The 18,195-nt window shown below is 56.8% G+C and carries 20 protein-coding genes; 15 read left to right on the top strand and 5 right to left on the bottom strand.

Translation table 11 applies throughout. The features are described from left to right. The first annotated feature begins 86 nt into the window (after positions 1-86). The 7 genes from GOV89_RS15080 (at position 87) to uvrC (ending at position 6,770) form a co-directional block, all read left to right on the top strand. A complete protein-coding gene (locus GOV89_RS15080; protein WP_171178965.1) occupies positions 87-1,016 on the top strand; it encodes an ABC transporter ATP-binding protein in 930 nt (309 codons plus the stop codon). After that, entirely contained in the window at positions 1,013-1,774 is a 762-nt protein-coding gene (locus GOV89_RS15075; protein WP_171183797.1) for an ABC transporter permease, read from the top strand. Before GOV89_RS15080 ends, GOV89_RS15075 begins: the two co-directional genes overlap by 4 nt. Positions 1,775-1,887: 113 nt before the next feature. Continuing rightward, the gene (locus GOV89_RS15070; protein WP_171178969.1) at positions 1,888-2,685 is read left to right on the top strand and encodes a S49 family peptidase; all 798 of its coding nucleotides are present in this window, start codon (positions 1,888-1,890) and stop codon (positions 2,683-2,685) included. A 1-nt stretch (position 2,686) separates the two neighbouring features. After that, positions 2,687-2,857, top strand: coding sequence for a hypothetical protein (locus GOV89_RS15065; protein WP_171178971.1), 171 nt, complete (start codon positions 2,687-2,689; stop codon positions 2,855-2,857). Further along, positions 2,857-3,816 (top strand): calcium/sodium antiporter, encoded by a 960-nt coding sequence (locus tag GOV89_RS15060; RefSeq protein WP_171179426.1) that lies wholly within the window; start codon positions 2,857-2,859, stop codon positions 3,814-3,816. The genes GOV89_RS15065 and GOV89_RS15060 overlap by 1 nt, the downstream gene beginning before the upstream one ends. A gap of 21 nt (positions 3,817-3,837) precedes the next feature. After that, positions 3,838-4,617 carry an SDR family oxidoreductase gene (locus GOV89_RS15055; RefSeq protein ID WP_171178973.1) on the top strand — a complete coding sequence of 260 codons (780 nt, stop codon included), beginning with the start codon at positions 3,838-3,840 and terminating at the stop codon, positions 4,615-4,617. A 290-nt stretch (positions 4,618-4,907) separates the two neighbouring features. Beyond that, positions 4,908-6,770: an excinuclease ABC subunit UvrC gene (uvrC, locus tag GOV89_RS15050; protein WP_171178975.1), complete on the top strand. Its 1,863-nt coding sequence runs from the start codon at positions 4,908-4,910 to the stop codon at positions 6,768-6,770. Here the strand turns inward: uvrC and GOV89_RS15045 are convergent. Further along, on the bottom strand, positions 6,767-7,651 hold the full coding sequence (locus GOV89_RS15045; protein ID WP_171178977.1) for a DMT family transporter: 885 nt from the start codon (positions 7,649-7,651) through the stop codon (positions 6,767-6,769). The genes uvrC and GOV89_RS15045 overlap by 4 nt on opposite strands. 167 nt (positions 7,652-7,818) lie before the next feature. On the opposite strand from GOV89_RS15045, the gene pgsA reads away from it, so the two are divergent. From pgsA to GOV89_RS15030, 3 genes are read left to right on the top strand one after another with little or no spacing between them, the layout of a single operon-like run. Next, positions 7,819-8,487 carry a CDP-diacylglycerol--glycerol-3-phosphate 3-phosphatidyltransferase gene (gene pgsA / locus GOV89_RS15040; protein WP_171093855.1) on the top strand — a complete coding sequence of 223 codons (669 nt, stop codon included), beginning with the start codon at positions 7,819-7,821 and terminating at the stop codon, positions 8,485-8,487. A gap of 3 nt (positions 8,488-8,490) precedes the next feature. Further along, a complete protein-coding gene (gene moaD / locus GOV89_RS15035; RefSeq protein ID WP_171178980.1) occupies positions 8,491-8,736 on the top strand; it encodes a molybdopterin converting factor subunit 1 in 246 nt (81 codons plus the stop codon). A 3-nt stretch (positions 8,737-8,739) separates the two neighbouring features. After that, the gene (locus tag GOV89_RS15030; RefSeq protein WP_171178982.1) at positions 8,740-9,183 is read left to right on the top strand and encodes a molybdenum cofactor biosynthesis protein MoaE; all 444 of its coding nucleotides are present in this window, start codon (positions 8,740-8,742) and stop codon (positions 9,181-9,183) included. A 46-nt stretch (positions 9,184-9,229) separates the two neighbouring features. On the opposite strand, the gene GOV89_RS15025 is transcribed toward GOV89_RS15030, so the two are convergent. Then, complete coding sequence (locus GOV89_RS15025) at positions 9,230-9,760, bottom strand: hypothetical protein (RefSeq protein WP_171178984.1); 531 nt, start codon at positions 9,758-9,760, stop codon at positions 9,230-9,232. A 362-nt stretch (positions 9,761-10,122) separates the two neighbouring features. Here GOV89_RS15025 and GOV89_RS15020 point away from each other — a divergent pair, with 362 nt between their 5' ends. Beyond that, positions 10,123-11,331 carry a PLP-dependent aspartate aminotransferase family protein gene (locus GOV89_RS15020; RefSeq protein ID WP_171178986.1) on the top strand — a complete coding sequence of 403 codons (1,209 nt, stop codon included), beginning with the start codon at positions 10,123-10,125 and terminating at the stop codon, positions 11,329-11,331. 21 nt (positions 11,332-11,352) lie between these two features. Here the strand turns inward: GOV89_RS15020 and GOV89_RS15015 are convergent, their stop codons facing one another. The 3 genes from GOV89_RS15015 to ubiA form a co-directional block, all read right to left on the bottom strand. Next, on the bottom strand, positions 11,353-11,673 hold the full coding sequence (locus GOV89_RS15015; RefSeq protein WP_050603973.1) for a hypothetical protein: 321 nt from the start codon (positions 11,671-11,673) through the stop codon (positions 11,353-11,355). Between the two features lies 1 nt (position 11,674). After that, positions 11,675-13,600: an OmpA family protein gene (locus tag GOV89_RS15010; RefSeq protein ID WP_171238510.1), complete on the bottom strand. Its 1,926-nt coding sequence runs from the start codon at positions 13,598-13,600 to the stop codon at positions 11,675-11,677. A gap of 64 nt (positions 13,601-13,664) precedes the next feature. Continuing rightward, a complete protein-coding gene (ubiA, locus tag GOV89_RS15005; RefSeq protein WP_171178990.1) occupies positions 13,665-14,627 on the bottom strand; it encodes a 4-hydroxybenzoate octaprenyltransferase in 963 nt (320 codons plus the stop codon). 12 nt (positions 14,628-14,639) lie between these two features. On the opposite strand from ubiA, the gene GOV89_RS15000 reads away from it, so the two are divergent. From GOV89_RS15000 to GOV89_RS14985, 4 genes are all read left to right on the top strand, one after another. Further along, on the top strand, positions 14,640-15,365 hold the full coding sequence (locus GOV89_RS15000; RefSeq protein ID WP_171178992.1) for a 16S rRNA (uracil(1498)-N(3))-methyltransferase: 726 nt from the start codon (positions 14,640-14,642) through the stop codon (positions 15,363-15,365). Then, positions 15,362-16,171, top strand: coding sequence for a hypothetical protein (locus tag GOV89_RS14995; protein WP_171178994.1), 810 nt, complete (start codon positions 15,362-15,364; stop codon positions 16,169-16,171). Before GOV89_RS15000 ends, GOV89_RS14995 begins: the two co-directional genes overlap by 4 nt. After that, the gene (locus GOV89_RS14990) at positions 16,168-16,695 is read left to right on the top strand and encodes a hypothetical protein (protein WP_171178996.1); all 528 of its coding nucleotides are present in this window, start codon (positions 16,168-16,170) and stop codon (positions 16,693-16,695) included. The genes GOV89_RS14995 and GOV89_RS14990 overlap by 4 nt, the downstream gene beginning before the upstream one ends. Before the next feature lie 65 nt (positions 16,696-16,760). Next, positions 16,761-18,131 carry a glutamate--cysteine ligase gene (locus GOV89_RS14985; RefSeq protein WP_171178998.1) on the top strand — a complete coding sequence of 457 codons (1,371 nt, stop codon included), beginning with the start codon at positions 16,761-16,763 and terminating at the stop codon, positions 18,129-18,131. Positions 18,132-18,195 lie beyond the last annotated feature (64 nt).

Below are 18,195 nucleotides of genomic sequence, written 5' to 3'. Positions count from 1 at the left end.
AGGCAGATGTGTGTCAAGCGATGTTGAATTGACCTGTTATACCCAGGTTTGGCGCGATAGGGTCCACACCAGAACGGGGAACGGATATGACGACAATTTTGTCCATCAGAGATCTGCGCAAGTCTTACGCCGATGGGTTTGAGGCGCTGAAAGGTGTGTCCTTGGACATTGAAGAGGGTGAGATTCTTGCCCTGTTGGGGCCAAACGGTGCTGGCAAGACAACCTTGATCTCAACTATCTGCGGGATCACCACCCCGAGTTCCGGTGAGGTCACGGTGGGAGGGCATGATATTCAGGCCGATTACCGCGCTGCGCGTAGGATGATCGGGCTTGTGCCGCAGGAAATTGCGCTGGAACCGTTTGAGAAGGTTTGGAACACCGTACGCCTGTCGCGGGGGCTGTTCGGGCTTGGCAAAAACAATGCGCGGATCGAAGAGATTCTGCGGAAACTGTCCCTTTGGGACAAGCGCAACAATGCGATCAAGGAATTGTCTGGGGGTATGAAACGTCGGGTGCTTATCGCCAAAGCACTGGCTCATGAGCCCCGCGTTCTGTTTCTGGATGAACCCACTGCCGGTGTGGATGTCGAGCTGCGTAAAGACATGTGGGAAATCGTGGCCGAGCTTAAAAGGGACGGGGTCACAATCATTCTGACCACCCATTATATCGAAGAGGCCGAAGCCATTGCAGATCGTGTCGGGGTCATCGACAAGGGTGAGCTGCTTTTGGTGCAGGATAAGGACTCACTGATGGCACAGATGGGTAAAAAGCAGATTGAGGTCATGCTGACAGAGCCCATCGCGCAGATTCCAGACAGTCTTGCGCTGCACAACCTGACACTGAATGGTGCGGGGGATGTCTTGATTTACACCTATGACACCCACGCGGACCGCACGGGTATCACGACACTGCTGAATGACGTCTCACAAGCCGGGTTGATACTGCGGGACGTGCAAACACGGCAATCGAGTCTGGAAGAGATATTCGTCAATCTTGTATCCGGAGAAATGGCATGAACTGGACTGCAATTGCCGCCATCTACCGGTTCGAAATGACCCGGTTCTTCCGCACTCTCGCGCAAAGCTTTTTCTCACCGGTTCTGTCCACGTCGTTGTACTTCGTGGTATTTGGCACGGCTATCGGCAGCCGCATTCAGGAAGTCGAAGGCGTCTCATATGGTGCGTTCATCGTGCCGGGGTTGATCATGTTGTCGGTGGTGATGCTGTCGATTTCGAACGCGTCTTTCGGGATATATTTCCCGAAGTTTCTTGGCACTATCTATGAACTGCTGTCCGCGCCGGTCAATTTCATCGAGATCGTGATCGGATATGTTGGTGCCGCAGCCACCAAGGCGTTGTTTGTCGGTTTGGTGATATTGGCAACCGCTACTTTTTTTGTGGATATTCGGATTGAACATCCCTTTGCCATGGCTGCGTTTCTGATCCTTTCCTGCCTCAGCTTTTCGTTGCTGGGTTTTATCATTGGAATCTGGGCCAGCAATTTCGAACAGATGTCACTGGTGCCACAACTTGTGGTGACGCCGCTGATCTTTCTGGGCGGCACATTTTATTCGATCTCGATGCTGCCACCGTTGTGGCAGACGATCACGTTGTTCAATCCGGTAGTTTATCTGATTTCGGGCTTTCGCTGGTCTTTTTATGGGCTAGCGGACGTACCAATTGTCTTTAGTCTTCTGGCCATTCTCGCTTTTACTGGGGTCTGTTTGGCGGTCATCGGCTGGATTTTCAAAACGGGTTGGCGGATACGCAGCTGACTTTCGTCAGGCGTTGCATTTTTGCCCGTTGAGTGTGGGAATTTGGTTCACGTCGCGTTTAAGGCCGAATGAGTCCCTTGTTTACGGGTTGGCGGCACTCTACATCGGCACCCATGAAACTCAGCCTGCCGTTTGTCAAAAAACACCCCTGCGTGGCCGTTGTCCGCCTGTCCGGCGCCATTGGAATGGCGGGCCGTGGTGCGTTGAATGACACGACCTTGGCTCCTTTTCTGGAAAAAGCGTTTCGCAAGGGAAAACCCGCTGCCGTGGCGCTTGAGCTTAATTCCCCAGGCGGGTCCCCTGTGCAAAGTTCGCTGATCGGTGCCCGTATCCGACGTTTGTCGGAAGAGCTGGACGTGCCTGTGATTGCCTTTGTCGAGGATGTTGCTGCCTCGGGCGGGTACTGGCTGGCCGCCGCCGCGGACGAGATCTGGGCAGATGACAGTTCGGTTCTGGGCTCGATCGGAGTGATTTCGGCCGGGTTTGGCGCGCATGTCTTTCTGGCGCGTCAGGGGCTTGAGCGGCGCGTGCACACGGCTGGAGAATCGAAGTCGATGCTGGATCCGTTTGCTCCGGAAAAGAAAGAGGACGTGGCCCGTCTGCAGGGGTTGTTGGGGGACATCCACGAAAACTTCATTGATCATGTCAAAGCGCGACGTGGGGACAAGTTGGATCAAAGTGCCGATCTTTTCACGGGTGAAGTCTGGCTGGCGCGGCGTGCGCAAGAGTTGGGCCTGATTGATGGCATTGCCCACCTCAAACCCAAGATGCAGGAACGCTTCGGCGAAAAGGTCAAATTCCGCCGTTACGGCGTGCGCAAACCGATCTGGACACGCTTTGGGGCCAGCCTGGCACAGGATGCCATCGCCGGATTAGAGGAGCGTGCTGCCTTCGCGCGTTTCGGTTTGTAGCGTGATCATCAAGGCCGTCACCCTTTTCCTGATTGCCATGGGCGTATTGGCGATGTTCGGCAAGCTGCGCTTTCCCGGGCAAAAGAAATTGAGCTCTGCGAAATGCCGGCGCTGCGGGCGGTATCGTATCGGCAAAGGCCCCTGCGCCTGTGAAAAAGGAGGCCGGACTTGATTACCACTTGGCTGCTGTCCGGTCTTGGCCTGTTGATTCTATTGCTGGCGGGCGACGCCCTTGTGCGTGGTGCCGTGAACCTGAGCTTGCGCCTAGGTGTTCCGGCGTTGATCGTCAGCCTGACGATCGTGGCATTTGGCACATCCGCGCCAGAGCTTTTGATTGCGATCAGCGCTTTGCAAGAGAATGCCCCGGGCATTGCGCTGGGCAATGTTGTCGGATCCAACACGGCGAATATTTTGTTGGTTCTGGGCCTTCCCGCGCTGCTTGCGACCTTGCACACCAGCGAATGTAACAGCCGCCGGAACTATGTCTTCATGCTGGTGGCCACAGTTCTGTTCATCGGTTTGGCCTTCTGCGGAACTTTTACCTTTTTCAGCGGCCTGATCCTGCTGGCGGCTTTGGGCCTGGTCTTGTTGAACGCCTTTCGCGAGGCAAAGGCCCATCGCAAAGCTTGCGGTGAAGCCTGCGTAGATGAAGAGCTTGAGGGACTGGAAGAAGCTGATCCCGACATGCCCTATTGGAAGGTGTCGATTTACTTGATACTGGGGCTGGTTGGCTTGCCAATGGGGGCGCACCTGCTGGTGGACAACGCGACCATTATCGCACGGACTTATGGGGTCAGTGAAACGGTCATTGGTTTGACTCTGATCGCGGTCGGAACGTCTTTACCCGAGCTGGCGACGACAGTTATGGCTGCATTGCGCAGACAGGCTGATGTGGCGTTGGGTAACGTGATCGGTTCGAACATGTTCAACCTTTTGGCCATCATCGGGATTGCAACGTGGTTCGGCCGCATACCGGTTGATCCCGAGTTCCTGCGGTTCGACTTGTGGGTTATGTTGGGCGCATCGCTGCTGCTGATCCCGTTTGTGTTCCTCAAACAGGATATCTCGCGCGTATGGGGGTTGGTGTTGACTTTCCTTTATGTGCTTTATGTCACCGTATTGCTGGTGTGATCTGACAAAATGAGGTGAAGCATGACCCGAGCTTTAGTGACCGGTGCCGGTATCCGTCTGGGCCGGGCTATGGCGCTGTATCTGGCGGGTCGTGGTTACGATGTAGCGGTTCACTACGCTACATCCGAACAGCCCGCGCAGGAAACGGTCGTCAAGATACAGGCCCTTGGGCGTCATGCAGTGGCATTGCAGGCCGATCTGCTGGACGAAGCTCAGGTTCAGGCGTTGTTGCCGAACGCGGCTGAGGCGCTGGGCGGCCCGATCACATGTCTGGTGAACAACGCCTCGATCTTTGAATATGACAATATCCATACCGCAACGCGCCAAAGCTGGGACCGCCATCTCGACAGCAATCTGCGTGCGCCATTCGTACTGACACAGGCTATGGCGGAACAGGGACTGGCCGCTGGCATGGACGAAAACGAAGAGCCTTTGGCCGCGGGCTTGATCGTCAACATGGTGGACATGAGGGTGCGAAAACTGACGCCAGAGTTCATGTCTTACACCATCGCGAAAATGGGGCTGTGGGCCCTGACCCGAACGGCCGCTCAGGCCCTGTCACCTGACATTCGGGTCAACGCGATTGGTCCGGGTCCGACGGTTCAGGGGCATCGCCAAAGCGAACAGCATTTTCAGGCGCAACGATCCAACACGGTTCTGGAACGCGGATCGAACCCCTCGGATATCACCGCTGCGCTGGGGTATTTTCTGGACGCGCACGCGGTCACTGGGCAACTTCTATGCGTTGATGGGGGGCAGCATCTGGGTTGGAAAACACCCGACGTGCTCGGCGTAGAATAAGCAATTTCGCTGCAAGTTTTGCACTGCTCTCATTCGTGTTACCTGCGCGTTACAAAAATGTCTTTTTTTTCATACACTTGCTAAGTGATTGAAAAAATATCATTTAGAATCAAGGCGTTAATTTATTGCCCATTTTTTGTGCAAATCAAGGAAGAGGCAATGAAACAAGGGGATTTCCGATCCAGCAGAAACTTATCTTCACACTTATCCACAGAAGTCGTGGATTTGTTTCCTCTTGATTTGAGAGGCCTGAGATTGCAGCCAGTCCAAGAGAATCATATCAAAAGCCTATGACCACCCACAGCGACTCTTCTCCGACCGGTTATGCCTGCATTCAGCGCTATGCAAAAACGCTGGACAGTTCGCCCGGTGTGTATCGGATGCTGGATGCGGATAGTCGGGTACTGTATGTGGGTAAGGCACGCAACCTGAAGGCGCGGGTGTTGAATTACACACGCCCGGGGCATTCTGGCCGGATCGAGAAGATGATCGCTTCGACCGCCTCGATGATGTTCCTGACAACCCGGACCGAGACCGAGGCGTTGCTGCTGGAGCAGAACTTGATCAAGCAGCTCAAGCCCAAGTACAACGTGCTGCTGCGCGACGATAAGAGCTTTCCTAACATTCTGGTCGCCAAGAACCACGCCTTTCCCCAGATCAAAAAGCATCGCGGGGCGAAGAAGGAAAAGGGTGCTTACTTTGGGCCCTTCGCCAGTGCAGGGGCGGTGAACCGCACGTTGAACCAGTTGCAAAAGGCGTTCCTGCTGCGCAACTGCTCGGATTCCATGTTTGACAGTCGAACGCGGCCTTGTCTGCTCTATCAGATCAAACGCTGTTCAGGGCCGTGCGTCGGGTTGATCTCGGAAGAGGCATACCGCGAAAGCGTCAAGGACGCCGAGCGTTTCCTGTCAGGCCGATCCACCAAGGTGCAGGAGGATCTGGCCGAGCAGATGATGGCCGCGTCCGAGGCAATGGAGTTTGAACGCGCCGCCGGTCTGCGTGATCGTATCCGGGCACTTACGCAAGTTCAGACGTCCCAGGGTATCAACCCGCGCGGCGTGGCCGAGGCGGATGTGATCGGCCTGTATATGGATAGCGGCCAGGCTTGTGTGCAGGTGTTCTTCATCCGCGCCAATCAAAACTGGGGCAACAAGGATTTCTATCCGCGTGTCGGCCCCGATGTTTCGCCCGCTGAGGTGATGGAGGCGTTCCTTGGTCAGTTCTACGACAACAAGGAACCGCCCCGGCAGCTGATCCTATCGGACGGGATCGAAAACGCCGATCTGATGCAGGAGGCCCTGACCGAGAAGGCAGGCCGCAAGGTGGAGATCCTTGTTCCGCAGCGCGGTGAGAAACAGGAACTGGTGGCGGGCGCCTTGCGAAATGCGCGCGAGTCATTGGCTCGCCGCATGTCCGAAAGCGCAACGCAGGCCAAACTGTTGCGCGGGGTGGCCGAAGCGTTTGATCTGGACGCGCCACCGGAACGGATCGAGGTTTACGACAACTCGCACATTCAGGGCACCAACGCGGTCGGTGGAATGATTGTTGCGGGGCCCGAGGGCTTCATGAAGAACGCCTATCGCAAATTCAACATTCGTGGTGACGATCTGACGCCGGGCGATGATTTCGGCATGATGAAAGAGGTTCTGAACCGCCGCTTTACCCGTTTGCAAAAAGAAGACCCGGATCGGGAAAAAGGGCTCTGGCCCGATCTTTTGCTGATTGACGGCGGTGCAGGGCAGGTAAGTGCGGTGCATGAGATCATGCAGGCCCATGGGGTCGCAGACATTCCAATGGTCGGGGTTGCGAAAGGGGTCGATCGCGATCACGGCAAGGAAGAGTTTCATCGGACCGGTCAGCGCCCCTTTGCCCTGAAGCGCAACGACCCTGTGCTGTATTTTATTCAACGTTTGAGGGACGAAGCACATAGGTTTGCCATCGGTACTCACCGCGCAAAGCGTGCAAAGGCCGTAGGCGCCACGCCGTTGGACGAAATTCCCGGCGTAGGGGCGGCGCGCAAACGTGCCTTGTTAACTCATTTCGGCAGCGCCAAGGCGGTCAGTCGAGCCAATCTGGTGGACCTAAAAGCAGTCGAGGGGATCTCGGCCGGGTTGGCGCAGAAGGTCTATGATTTCTTTCACGACAAGGGTTAGGCGCGCCGTCCACGCCACAGGATGTATAGCCCCGAAGCCACGATCAACGCGCTGCCGATCCACATTACGGGATCGAGGCTTTCGCCGAACATGAGCACGCCCAAGCCGATGCCGAACAATAGTCGCGTATAGCGGAATGGGGTCACAGCGGAAACTTCGCCTGTGCGCATGGCCTTCATCAGCGAAGAATAAGCCAAAACGCCCATCAGCACCGCTCCGGTCAGATGCAGGCTGGTATGTAGATCAAGCGAAACCATCGGCACGCCTTCCCAAAACCGATAGGCGAGCCCCGCAACGATGATGCTGAGAAACCCGTAGAATCCCAAGACTTCGGTTCCCAGCGTGGCAGGTGCTGCGCGACTGGCCAAATCACGCCCCGCAAATCCCAGCATGCCTAGAACGGCCAGAATCGACAGCAATGAAAAGCTGTCGCCGGTGGGCTGCAGGATCACGACAACACCAAGCATACCCACGAAAATAGCGCTCCACCGCCGCCAACCTACCGCTTCACCAAAGAACAACGCTGCACCTGCGACCACGACAAGCGGTGTGGCCTGCAAAATCACCGTGGCCGAGGACAATGGCGTGAGCGCTATGGCCAGAACATAGAACAACCGCCCCAGAACTTCGAACAGGACCCGAACCTTCATCGGCCGAGACAGCACGTCAGGATGCATCAAGCGCGTTCCGCGCATCAATGCTACCGCAGCAAAAACAAGTGATCCACCAGCGCCAAACACAACAAGGACTTGCCAGATCGGCACCACGGCCGAGGACGCTTTGAGCAGCGCGTCCTCAAGCGCAAAACCCGCCATTGCGGCAATCATCCATAGGCTGCCAATCATGTTCGCGCGGGCATCGGTTTGAATATGGGCTGTCATCTGACACTTCCGATCTGGGCTTTCGCCGCAATCTGACGGCAAAGCCCGGAAAGGCCAAGAGATACAGGACCAAAGGCCTGCGGCGCTTTGACCAAGCTTCTGTGATCCGCGCAGTTTTTTGTCTGATTGGCTTTTCTGTCCCGCAGCGTCGATATAGGGTCCCAGCCATGAAGTGGAACTTGCCCAATATTCTGACCGTCCTGCGCCTGTTGGCGGCGCCCGGTCTGGCCGTCATGTTTTTGTATTTCACCCGGCCATATGCGGATTGGTTCGCTTTGATCCTGTTTCTGTCGGCGGCTATTACCGATTGGTTCGATGGGTATCTGGCCCGCGCTTGGAAGCAGGAAACCAAGATCGGCGCGATGCTGGACCCGATTGCCGATAAGGCGATGGTAGTGATCGCATTGATGATCCTGGTGGGCTATTCGACAGAACACTGGACGCCGTGGCTGGTGCTGCCCGCGACGGTGATCCTGTTTCGCGAGGTTTTTGTCTCGGGTCTGCGCGAGTATCTGGGTGATGTAGCGGGGACACTCAAGGTTACGAAACTGGCCAAGTGGAAGACCACTGCGCAGATGATCGCCATCGCGGTTCTGTTTTCGCAAGGTATCTTTGAACACTATGCCGTGATGGCAAGTTTCGGCATGGATGCCGATCTGGTCGAGCAGATCATTGCGGGGCAGGTTGAAGACGTAAACCACCTGCGCTGGAATATTGAAGGCATGTACTGGGCTGGCCAAATCGGGCTGTGGCTTTTGTGGATCGCCGCAACACTGACATTGATCACCGGCTATGACTACCTACGTAAAGCCATGCCGCATCTTAAGGAGAGCTAAGCGATGGATGTGCTGTACTTTGCATGGGTGCGCGAACGCATCGGTTTGCCAAAAGAAAAAGTTGAGACAAGCGCTGCAACGGTCAGCGATCTGGTCTCGGAACTGTGCGCAAGGGAAGAGCGTTATGCGGCGGCCTTTGCCGATTTATCGGCCCTGCGGGTGGCACTGGACCAAGAGTTGTCGGATTTTGATGCCTCGCTGACCGGTGTGCGTGAGGTTGCGTTTTTCCCACCGATGACAGGCGGCTAAGCGATGAAGATTGCCGTTCAGGAAGAGCCATTCGATCTGGGCGCTGAGGCCAACGCCTTTGCCGCCGGGGATGATGCCAACGGTGCCATCGTCACCTTCACCGGCGTCGTACGCGATCTTGCAAGCGGTGATCTGGATGTCATGGAGATCGAACATTATCCGGGTATGACCGAACGAGCTCTGACCAAGATTGCCCAGGAAGCAAAGGATCGTTGGTCACTGGGCGATGTGTTGGTGATCCACCGCCACGGTCGCCTGGCCCCAGGCGACCGGATCATGATGGTGGCCACGGCTGCGCCGCATCGCAAAGATGCATTCGAGGCGGCTGAATACCTGATGGATTACCTGAAATCCCGCGCCCCGTTCTGGAAGAAAGAAATCACTGGGGCCGGTGCGGAATGGGTCGCCGCCAAGGACGAAGACGAAGACGCATTAACCCGGTGGTAGGAACGTCCGGCACCCAAGTTCAGGTGCCGGAGTTGAACACAAGACTTTAGTTGCTCTGTTCGGAATTACATGTGCGAGCGGCTTCAATGGCCTTCAGCGTTCCGTCCAGGCTTACAGTGAACGCGAACTCTTTTTCGGGGAACACCGTCATTTCGTATTTTTTCATAACGTCATCAACGAATTGCGCGTTGTTCGCCAAGATATAGCCTCCGGTATATCCTTCAGCCAAATGCTTGGTTTTCTTGCGTGCTTCGGCCTCATAAACGTTTCCGTCAAGTGACAAGAAGATTTTTTCCTTCTTACCTTTCAAGCCGATGTCGTTTTGCGTGAAGACACCAAGATAGCCCATTTCCTGATCTTTAGTCAGGCCCATTTGAACGACATTGTTGTTCTCATCCACGCGCTCAATCAAGCATGATCCACGTGTTTCATCGACAAAGATAGTCCAACCAGATTCTTCGCCCCATTTTGTAAAGGTGTCGTTCTCGGACGGTATCACATCGCTTGAGGCAAAAGCGGATGTCGCGGCAAGTGCTGTTAATGTTGCGGCAGTCTTCAATATTGGCTTGAGATACATAGTTCACTCCAGTTTTGTTGGATAGCGGACTTAAGTATGTGCAGGCAAAATCGCACCAATTCATATTATTGAATTTATTAATGAAGTTGAAGTCGAACTGGGCGTGTAGGCCAAAACACGCCGATCAATTCGTCTCTCACCTATCGTTTGTTCAGAACTGCTAATTAGCCTGTTCCGCTGATCCTTCCTCCAGTGTTGTAGTCTTCATGTTGGCAGACGCACTGAACCGCTATTGATGCAAAGCATAAAATGCGGGGTGAACGTTGTGGTCGTTTTTAAACTATACTTGGCACATTTCCCCTCTAGACGTTGGCGTTTGGGCTCGCGCTTAATCCGAACATACGGATCAAGAGGGCAACCCCATGAACAACGGATTGAGAAACAAGGGCCTTGCGACGCGGGCGATTCATGTGGGCGAAGAACCGGACCCGACCAACGGTGCATCTGCACCGGCTTTGCATATGTCCTCGACTTTTGTCACCGGCCAGGTGGCTGGGTTTTCCGCCCATGATCTCGAGGAAGAGGCCCCATACCTCTATGGGCGTTGGGCCAACCCCAACGTGCGGACGCTTGAAGCCAAAATAAGCGCGTTTGAAAGCACCGAGGATTGTATCTGTCTGGCGTCAGGCATGGCGGCTGCAACTGCGATTTTCCTGACGTTCCTGTCAGCCGGAGATCACGTGATCGTCTCTGACGTATCTTATGCGGGCGTGGCCGAGCTGGCGCGGGATACGCTGCCGCGCTTGGGGATCGAGGTCAGCACGGTCAACATGTCTGATCTGGCGGCGGTATCAGCGGCAATCAGGCCAAACACACGGCTGATTCATACGGAAACACCGGTTAACCCAATCGGGCGACTGACCGATCTGGCGGCGGTTTCCTCCATTGCACAAGATGCCGGGGCATTGTTGTCCTGTGATGCCACCTTTGCCTCTCCGCTGGGTCAACCCAGCAAAGATTTGGGCGTCGATCTGATCATGCACTCCGTGACCAAGTTCATAGGCGGTCATGGTGATGCCATTGGCGGAGCGGTGGCGGGCCGCAAAGAGTTGATTGAGAAGATTCGTAACGAGTCCGCCATTCATCACGGCAGCATCATGTCACCTTTCAACGCGTGGATGATTGCCCGGGGTATGGCCACTTTGCCGCTTCGAATGCAGGCACATCAGGCGGGTGCCATGGAGGTTGCCGAATGGCTTGAAACACGTGGGGCCGTCACCAAAGTCGTGTATCCGGGTCTGAAATCACACCCGCAATACGAATTGGCGCAACGGCAGATGCGAAACACATCCGGCATGATCACCTTTCAGGTGGGCGACAACGCGACCGGAGAAGCACTGGCCCAGCAGATGATCGATAAACTGAAAATCATTCACTATGCCGTGTCGCTGGGCCACCATCGCAGTCTGATTTTCTGGATGGGCACGGACGCGTTGATGCAGACCTCTTTCCGTCTGGAAGGGGCGCAGCTGGAAAGCTATCGGGACTATGCAGGGGACGGCGTGTTCAGGTTGTCGGTTGGCCTTGAAGACCCAGAGGACCTGATCGCCGATCTTGCGCAGGTTTTGTAATCCGCCCACGTGAGAGGCGCGTCAGTCGGCGTTGTTAATCCGCCCGCGTAATTCTTCGGCCTCTTGCCGCGCGGCACGCAGGCCGTCCATCGCGGCGGCCAGCTCAGCTTCGGTCTGCGTCAGTTGGTTGGTCAACTCGGCTTCGCGCTGTTGCAGATAAGTGATGGCCTGATCACGGGTTTCTTCGGCCTCGTGCAACTCCTGGCTCATCCGGTCCAGATCAGCAACGTCGCTTTGGCGTACGCGGGACAGGCGGTGAGCCAACCAGTTGGCAAACCATCCCATGCAGAAGGCCGCAAACAGAATGATGGCCGTGGCGATGATGAATTCGGTTCTGTTCAACTTACTGGTCCTCCGCATCCGCATCTGATGCGGTTGTGTCAGTCTGGTCTGTCTCGGGCGTGTCGGATTCTGTCTCAGTCTCAAGCGCTTCGAGACCTGTTTCGCCGGTTTCAACAGGTTCGGGACGGATCAGACGAAATTCAATTCGGCGGTTTTCTTCCCGACCTTCCTCGGTGTCGTTATCAGCGATGGGCTGCGTTTCGCCATATCCCACGGCGGTGTAGCTGCTGGTGGGAATGCGCCGTCCGCGCAACTCGTTCAGAATCGACTGCGCGCGTGCCTGGCTGAGCTGCTGGTTCATCTCTTCGCGGCCCTGGCTGTCGGTGTGGCCCTGAATCTCAAGGCGGATCGGTCCGCAGTCCCGCAAGATATCGGCAATCTGGTTCACCGTGTCGCGCGAATCTGAAGCAATCGTGGTTGATCCGGGTTCGAACGCGATTTTGCGAGAAGCCTGAACTTCAGCAATCTGTTGTTCGCAGACTTCCGGGTCGGGCAGGGCATCTTCAGGCTCTGGTGGAGGCTGATAAGTGATCATCAGGGTGAATTCCTGCCCCTCACCCAGCTTGTCCGACAACTGCCTTGCGATGCGGGCCTTGGCGTCTTCTTCGTGGCTGATCCCGCTCAGTTCGACCATTTCAGGTGTCACGGTCAATGCCCCGTTATGCAGCTGCGCCAACGCTTCGAGCCCGGCCAGAACACGCACAGGCCAATCTGCGGGAAGATCGGACACAATGCGTGTGGCGGTATAAACTTGATTAGAGCCAAATGCGGCACGGGCATAGCTGTCGACCATGTCCCGCAGGGTCTCATCGCCCAGGCGTCCCCGCAGTTGTACCAAGCCCTCAGGGCTGCGGGTTGCGGAAAACTCAACCGGGCCTGAAGCATCCGTAGTCTCGGGTTCCGGCAACACGGCGTGCAGTGCAAAGACCGGCGGCAAGGCAGTTTCAAGCTCACCCACCACCCGATCAAAAAGGGCAGGGTTTGTGCCTTGCGCCGCGACCAGCGTGATGTCCGCGTCAGACAGCGTCACGGTGCCCTTGCCGATTTCGGACAGAGCCTGAATGCTCTGTTCGGCGGCTTCGGGCCAGCGGGGTGAGGGTTCTCCCAGACCGATGGTGCAAGAATAGGTGCCTTGCAAGCCCGCCTCGCGCGCGGCGGCCACGATGCGGTCGCGCGCCTTTTCATCCTGGGCGGAACAGGCGTCAAACTGCCCGCCTTCATCATTTATCAGGTAGCGCAGTGTGAAGGGTGTGATGACGGGGCGAGGGGCCGAGATTGCCAAGCCGATGCGCAAACTGGGCGGCGCGGCGCGCGTCAGATCCTGTTCAAGCCGTTGTTTTTCCTCTTGGCTGTCCGCAATCGCGGTGATCTTGACCAAGCCAGAGCTGGCGGAAACTTTTGCACGAGGCAACCGCGCCAATGCTTCGATGGCGTAAGATATTGCGGCATCCCAGCCATCGGGCTTGGGATAATCTGCCGTTTCCATCAGATCCGACACTGCAACGCTCCGATCCAGGTTGCGCAGCCGGTCAATCAGGCTCGCCCTGTCCTCACTGGCGGGGATCAGACCGATGATCGAGATGCCGCCGTCATTGCGCAGGATTTCCGCCGAGAAGCGGGGTGGGGCCAGCGCCGAGGTGGCCTCGACCTCCATTTCGTCGATCACGCGGGATGTGTCGACTTCGGTCCCGGCCACAGTCAACGCGTTGAACCGTGTGGCCTCATCTGGTGCGGTGCCGGTCAGGATAACGCGCAAACCGTCGGATTCAACCTCGGCCCAGTTATGACCTTTGAGGTCCAGTGACCGCCTTACGGCGAATTCAGATGTCTCTTCGATTTTTGTGACGGCATAGCTGGCCGCCAACAGAGACAGCCCGGCTGAGACCAGAAAGATCAGTGAAACAGCGATAAAATACGGCAGACGCATGCTTGGGTTTGGCACTCCTCAGGCGTTTGGGCCGATCTTTACAGCCCTCATTCGACAGGTGCAATCAGAGCAGCAAGGCGACGCAAAGGAAGATCAGCGGAATCAAGCCGGTGTCGCGGTTGACCCGGAACAATTGCAGCAGCTTGGCGTTATCTTCCAGATCCAGACCGCGCAGCTGCCACATCATATGCCAGCCCATTGCCCAGGGACCGCAAAGCGCAACAACCAGCGCCAGAATCGAAGCATCCGGCACGCCTGCATCGATGATGGCCAATCCCATAAATGAAACGGTTGCCACCAGAAAGTACTTCAGCCACTTCGCCGTGTCTTCGCCAAACAGGCGTGCTGTGGATTTGATCCCCACCAACTCGTCATCCTCGGCGTCTTGATGGGCGTAGATCGTATCATAGAACAGAGTCCACGCGATCCCCGCCAGATATAGCGAAATTGCAGGCCACCCGACTGAGCCGCTATGCGCCGCCCAGGCCAGAAGCGCGCCCCAGTTGAAGGCCAGGCCCAGAAACACTTGCGGCCACCATGTGAACCGTTTGGCGTAAGGGTAAATTGTCACCGGCAGCAAGGACAGTACGCCCATCGCTATGGCCGCTTGATTGAAGCTGAGCAGAATGCCAAGTGCCAGCAGGCATTGCAGGATCATCCAGGCCGCTGCCTGTCGGACGCTGACCTGACCCGAGGGAATCGGGCGTGAACGTGTGCGTTCAACCTGCCCGTCGAAGTCCCGGTCTGTGATGTCGTTCCAGGTGCACCCCGCCCCCCGCATCAGAAAAGCGCCAAATGCGCAGCCAATGGCGATCCACAGATCTTCCCATCGGGGCTGGCCGTCATGCAGGATGGCCAAGGCCAAGCCCCACCAGCATGGAATCAGCAACAGCCATGTTCCAATGGGCCGGTCCGCGCGGCTGAGGCGCAGATAAGGGCGGGTGAAGGCTGGCGCATAGGTATCGACCCAGTTGCCGGTGACAGCATCGGTGACTTGACCGTCTGGTGTTGGGGCATTGCCTTGCATATGTAAGGTCTCATGAGTGCGAAGATCAGACTGTATGTAGAGCAGCCCTTGGGTCAGGGGCAATCGGTTCCTTTGACGCGCGACCAGGCGCATTATCTGTTTGGTGTGATGCGACTGACGGTTGGTGGGGCCGTAGCCTTGTTCAATGGCAAGGATGGCGAATGGCTGGCTGAAGTGGTCGAAGCCGGGAAACGTGGCGGCGTACTGAGCTGCACCACGCAGACCAAACCTTTGCAATTGCCGCCCGATTTGTGGTTTCTGTTTGCACCTATCAAAAAAGCCCGCACCGATTTTATCGTTGAAAAAGCTGCCGAAATGGGCGCGGCTCGCATCCTGCCGGTACAGACCGAGTTTACCAATTCCGAACGCATCCGTCAGGATCGCTTGCAGGCCCATGCGGTCGAGGCCGCGGAACAATGCGGCGGCACCTTCGTGCCCGAAGTTACCGATCTGCAGCGGCTGGATCGTGTCTTGGACAGTTGGCCCAAAGACCGTCAGCTGATGTTCTGCAACGAGGCCGAGGTCGGCTCAGCCCTGCGATTGGCCGCCAATGAAAAAGGACGGCCATGGGCGATTCTCGTCGGCCCCGAAGGTGGCTTTTCTGAGAAAGAACGCGCCCGACTGTCAGCTCTGCCATATGCGCATGTGGTCAGCCTTGGCCCGCGCATCCTGCGGGCGGATACGGCGGCTGTGGCGGCGTTGACGATGTGGCAGCAGGCACTGGGGGATTGGGCGTGACACCACCGCCCCGGCTGCACGTTTTAACGGCTTTGGGGTCAGATCAAGCAATTGTTTTGCGTCGAGGTCCGACCGACCAAGTTGCTGTATTGATGTGGGACCGCAGCGTCGGCACTGTAAGGCTTGGGCAATGGCTTGGGGCCCGAATCCACGAACACAGATGCGATCTTTCCCCGTCAGGCCGACATCTGGTCTATTTCGCGTGCAAAGGTGGTCGCTGCTGGACGGCCGTTTCCAAAGCGCCCTGGCTTACGGCGATCGCGTACTGGCCCCAATCCGACAGCTGGTTCGGCGGTGGCGCTTTCACTGCGGACGGCAGGCTTTGGCTGAACGGCGCAACGCCTCCTGAAGACCTGCCCGACGGCCTGAGAGCAGCCGAGGCCGACAGCTTCCCAAATTCGACCGACGGTTTTCACATGGGAGATCTCGTCTCATCTCGCCTGCAGCAAAGGGGTTGGGTCCGTGCGGGCGGCGAAAAGTATGAAATAGAACTGAGGCTGGACCTGGTCGAAAACTGGAGTCTGAGGCAAACATTCACGATTGGAGAAAATAACCGCGCACATATTTCCAGTCAGTATGCCTTGTTGCCACCTCACGACGGGCCGGCAATATGTTGCTCAGGATGGGAATGGGCGGACCGTTTTGGCGACTTGTTGCAATGGGCGGAAAACGGAAAGTTGTGGCAGACGCAGTTGGCCGATGCGGGTGGGATTGAAAATCGTCAACTGGTGCACGATTTCACGTCCATGCAGTTTGAAGCAATACAGGCACCGTATTCGGGCGTTTCTGTTGGAGAGTACAGATGAGTTTCATCCGACCCGAGGCAAAACTGGCGCTGTGGCGCTGGCGCGAAGTTTTGGTTGCTTTCTTTGTCCTAATCCTCGGCCTCAGCTGGGTCAGCGGGCCGGGTGGGTTGTTGGCATGGTTGGGCTGGTTCCTGATCTTGGTGTCTGTGGCATTGGCGGTCATTGGCATACAACGCGCCCGATTCAGAACCGGCGCAGGTGGGCAGGGTGTGGTGACCGTGGATGAAGGTCAGATCACCTATCTGGGTCCTTTGGATGGCGGCATCGTGGCGACTCGCGAGATTGAACGGCTTGCGCTCGACCCGACCTCAAGCCCGGCGCATTGGGTTTTGGATCAGTCGGGACAACCGGCGCTTCACATTCCTGTGAATGCAGAAGGGGCAGAGGCTTTGTTTGATGTGTTCTCTAGCCTGCCTGGGCTGAAAACCGAACAGATGCTGTCGGAACTCAACGGTAAATCACGACATCCCGTCGTCATCTGGGAACGCACCCCATCGCGCCCGGCACATTTGCGGTTGCATTGACACTGGCGCCATTTACGACCACGACTGACCTTCAAAACAGACACATCAGGATCGGAGCACGGTTCATGTCCATCCCTCAGTCCGGCGGCGGTCCGATCGAACGCCATGAGCAACTGGCCGAATATCTGGAATCAGGCTGCAAACCCAAAGAAGACTGGCGCATCGGCACCGAGCACGAAAAGTTCGGCTATTGCAAAGATACGCTGAAGCCGCTGCCGTTTGAAGGCAAACGCTCGATTGTGGCCGTGCTGGAAGGTCTGCGGGATCGCCATGGCTGGGGCGAAGTGCGCGAAGGCGACAAGCTGATCGGTCTTGAAAAAGACGGTGCAAATGTCAGCCTGGAACCCGGTGGCGCGCTGGAGCTTTCCGGTGCCCCGCTTGAGACGATCCACGAGACCTGCGATGAGGTAAACACCCACCTGCGTGAGGTGAAGGACATCGCCGACGAGATCGGCGTTGGTTTCATTGGTCTGGGCGCGGCCCCGATATGGACCCACGAGGAAATGCCGTTGATGCCGAAAGGGCGTTATCGGTTGATGAACGACTATATGGAAAAGGTCGGCACCATGGGCCGCGCCATGATGCGGCGCACTTGCACGGTTCAGGTCAATATCGACTTCGGGTCCGAGGCCGACATGGTGCAGAAACTGCGCGTTGCACTTGCGCTGCAACCTGTGGCGACCGCCTTGTTTGCCAATTCGCCTTTCTTTGAAGGCAAGCCCAATGGCCAGAAAAGCTGGCGCAGCCATATCTGGCGGCATCTGGACGACGCCCGGACGGGTATGCTGCCTTTTGTGTTCGAAGACGGCTTTGGGTTCGAACGGTACGTACAATATGCGCTGGATGTACCGATGTATTTTGTCTATCGCGACGGCCAGTATATCAACGCGCTAGGTATGTCGTTCCGCGACTTCCTCAAAGGGGAATTGCCTGCTCTGCCGGGTGAAACACCGACCCTCAGCGATTGGGCCGATCACCTGACCACGGCCTTCCCCGAAGCACGGATCAAGAAATACATGGAGATGCGCGGGGCGGATGGTGGCCCGTGGCGTCGCTTGTGTGCGCTGCCCGCCTTCTGGGTTGGTTTGACTTACGATCAGGGCGCGCTGGACGCGGCGTGGGATTTGGTCAAGGGCTGGGATGCGGAAACGCGCGAGGAACTGCGCGTGCAAGCTGCAGTCAATGGCCTTCAGGCGCAGGTCGGTGACATCAAAATGCACGATCTGGCGCGCGAGGTTGTTGCGATCTCTGAGGCCGGGTTGAAGGCCCGCGCGCGCGCCGGTGCTGGGGGGCTGGTCCCGGATGAGACACATTTCCTGAACGCGCTCAAGGAAAGCATCGACACTGGTAAGGTTCCGGCAGATGAGTTGCTGGATCACTACAATGGCGACTGGAATGGCGACCTGACCCGGATTTTCCCGGAATACAGCTATTGATCCGCACCGTCCCGCTTGCATTCGCGGGGCGGGGCCGATAGCAGGTTCTCGACAAAATTCAGAG

Source organism: Ruegeria sp. HKCCA5763 (assembly GCF_013034545.1).
Classification (GTDB): Bacteria; Pseudomonadota; Alphaproteobacteria; order Rhodobacterales; family Rhodobacteraceae; genus Ruegeria.
Note: the sequence above shows the minus strand (reverse complement) of the source record. Positions and strands in the feature narration are given on the sequence as shown.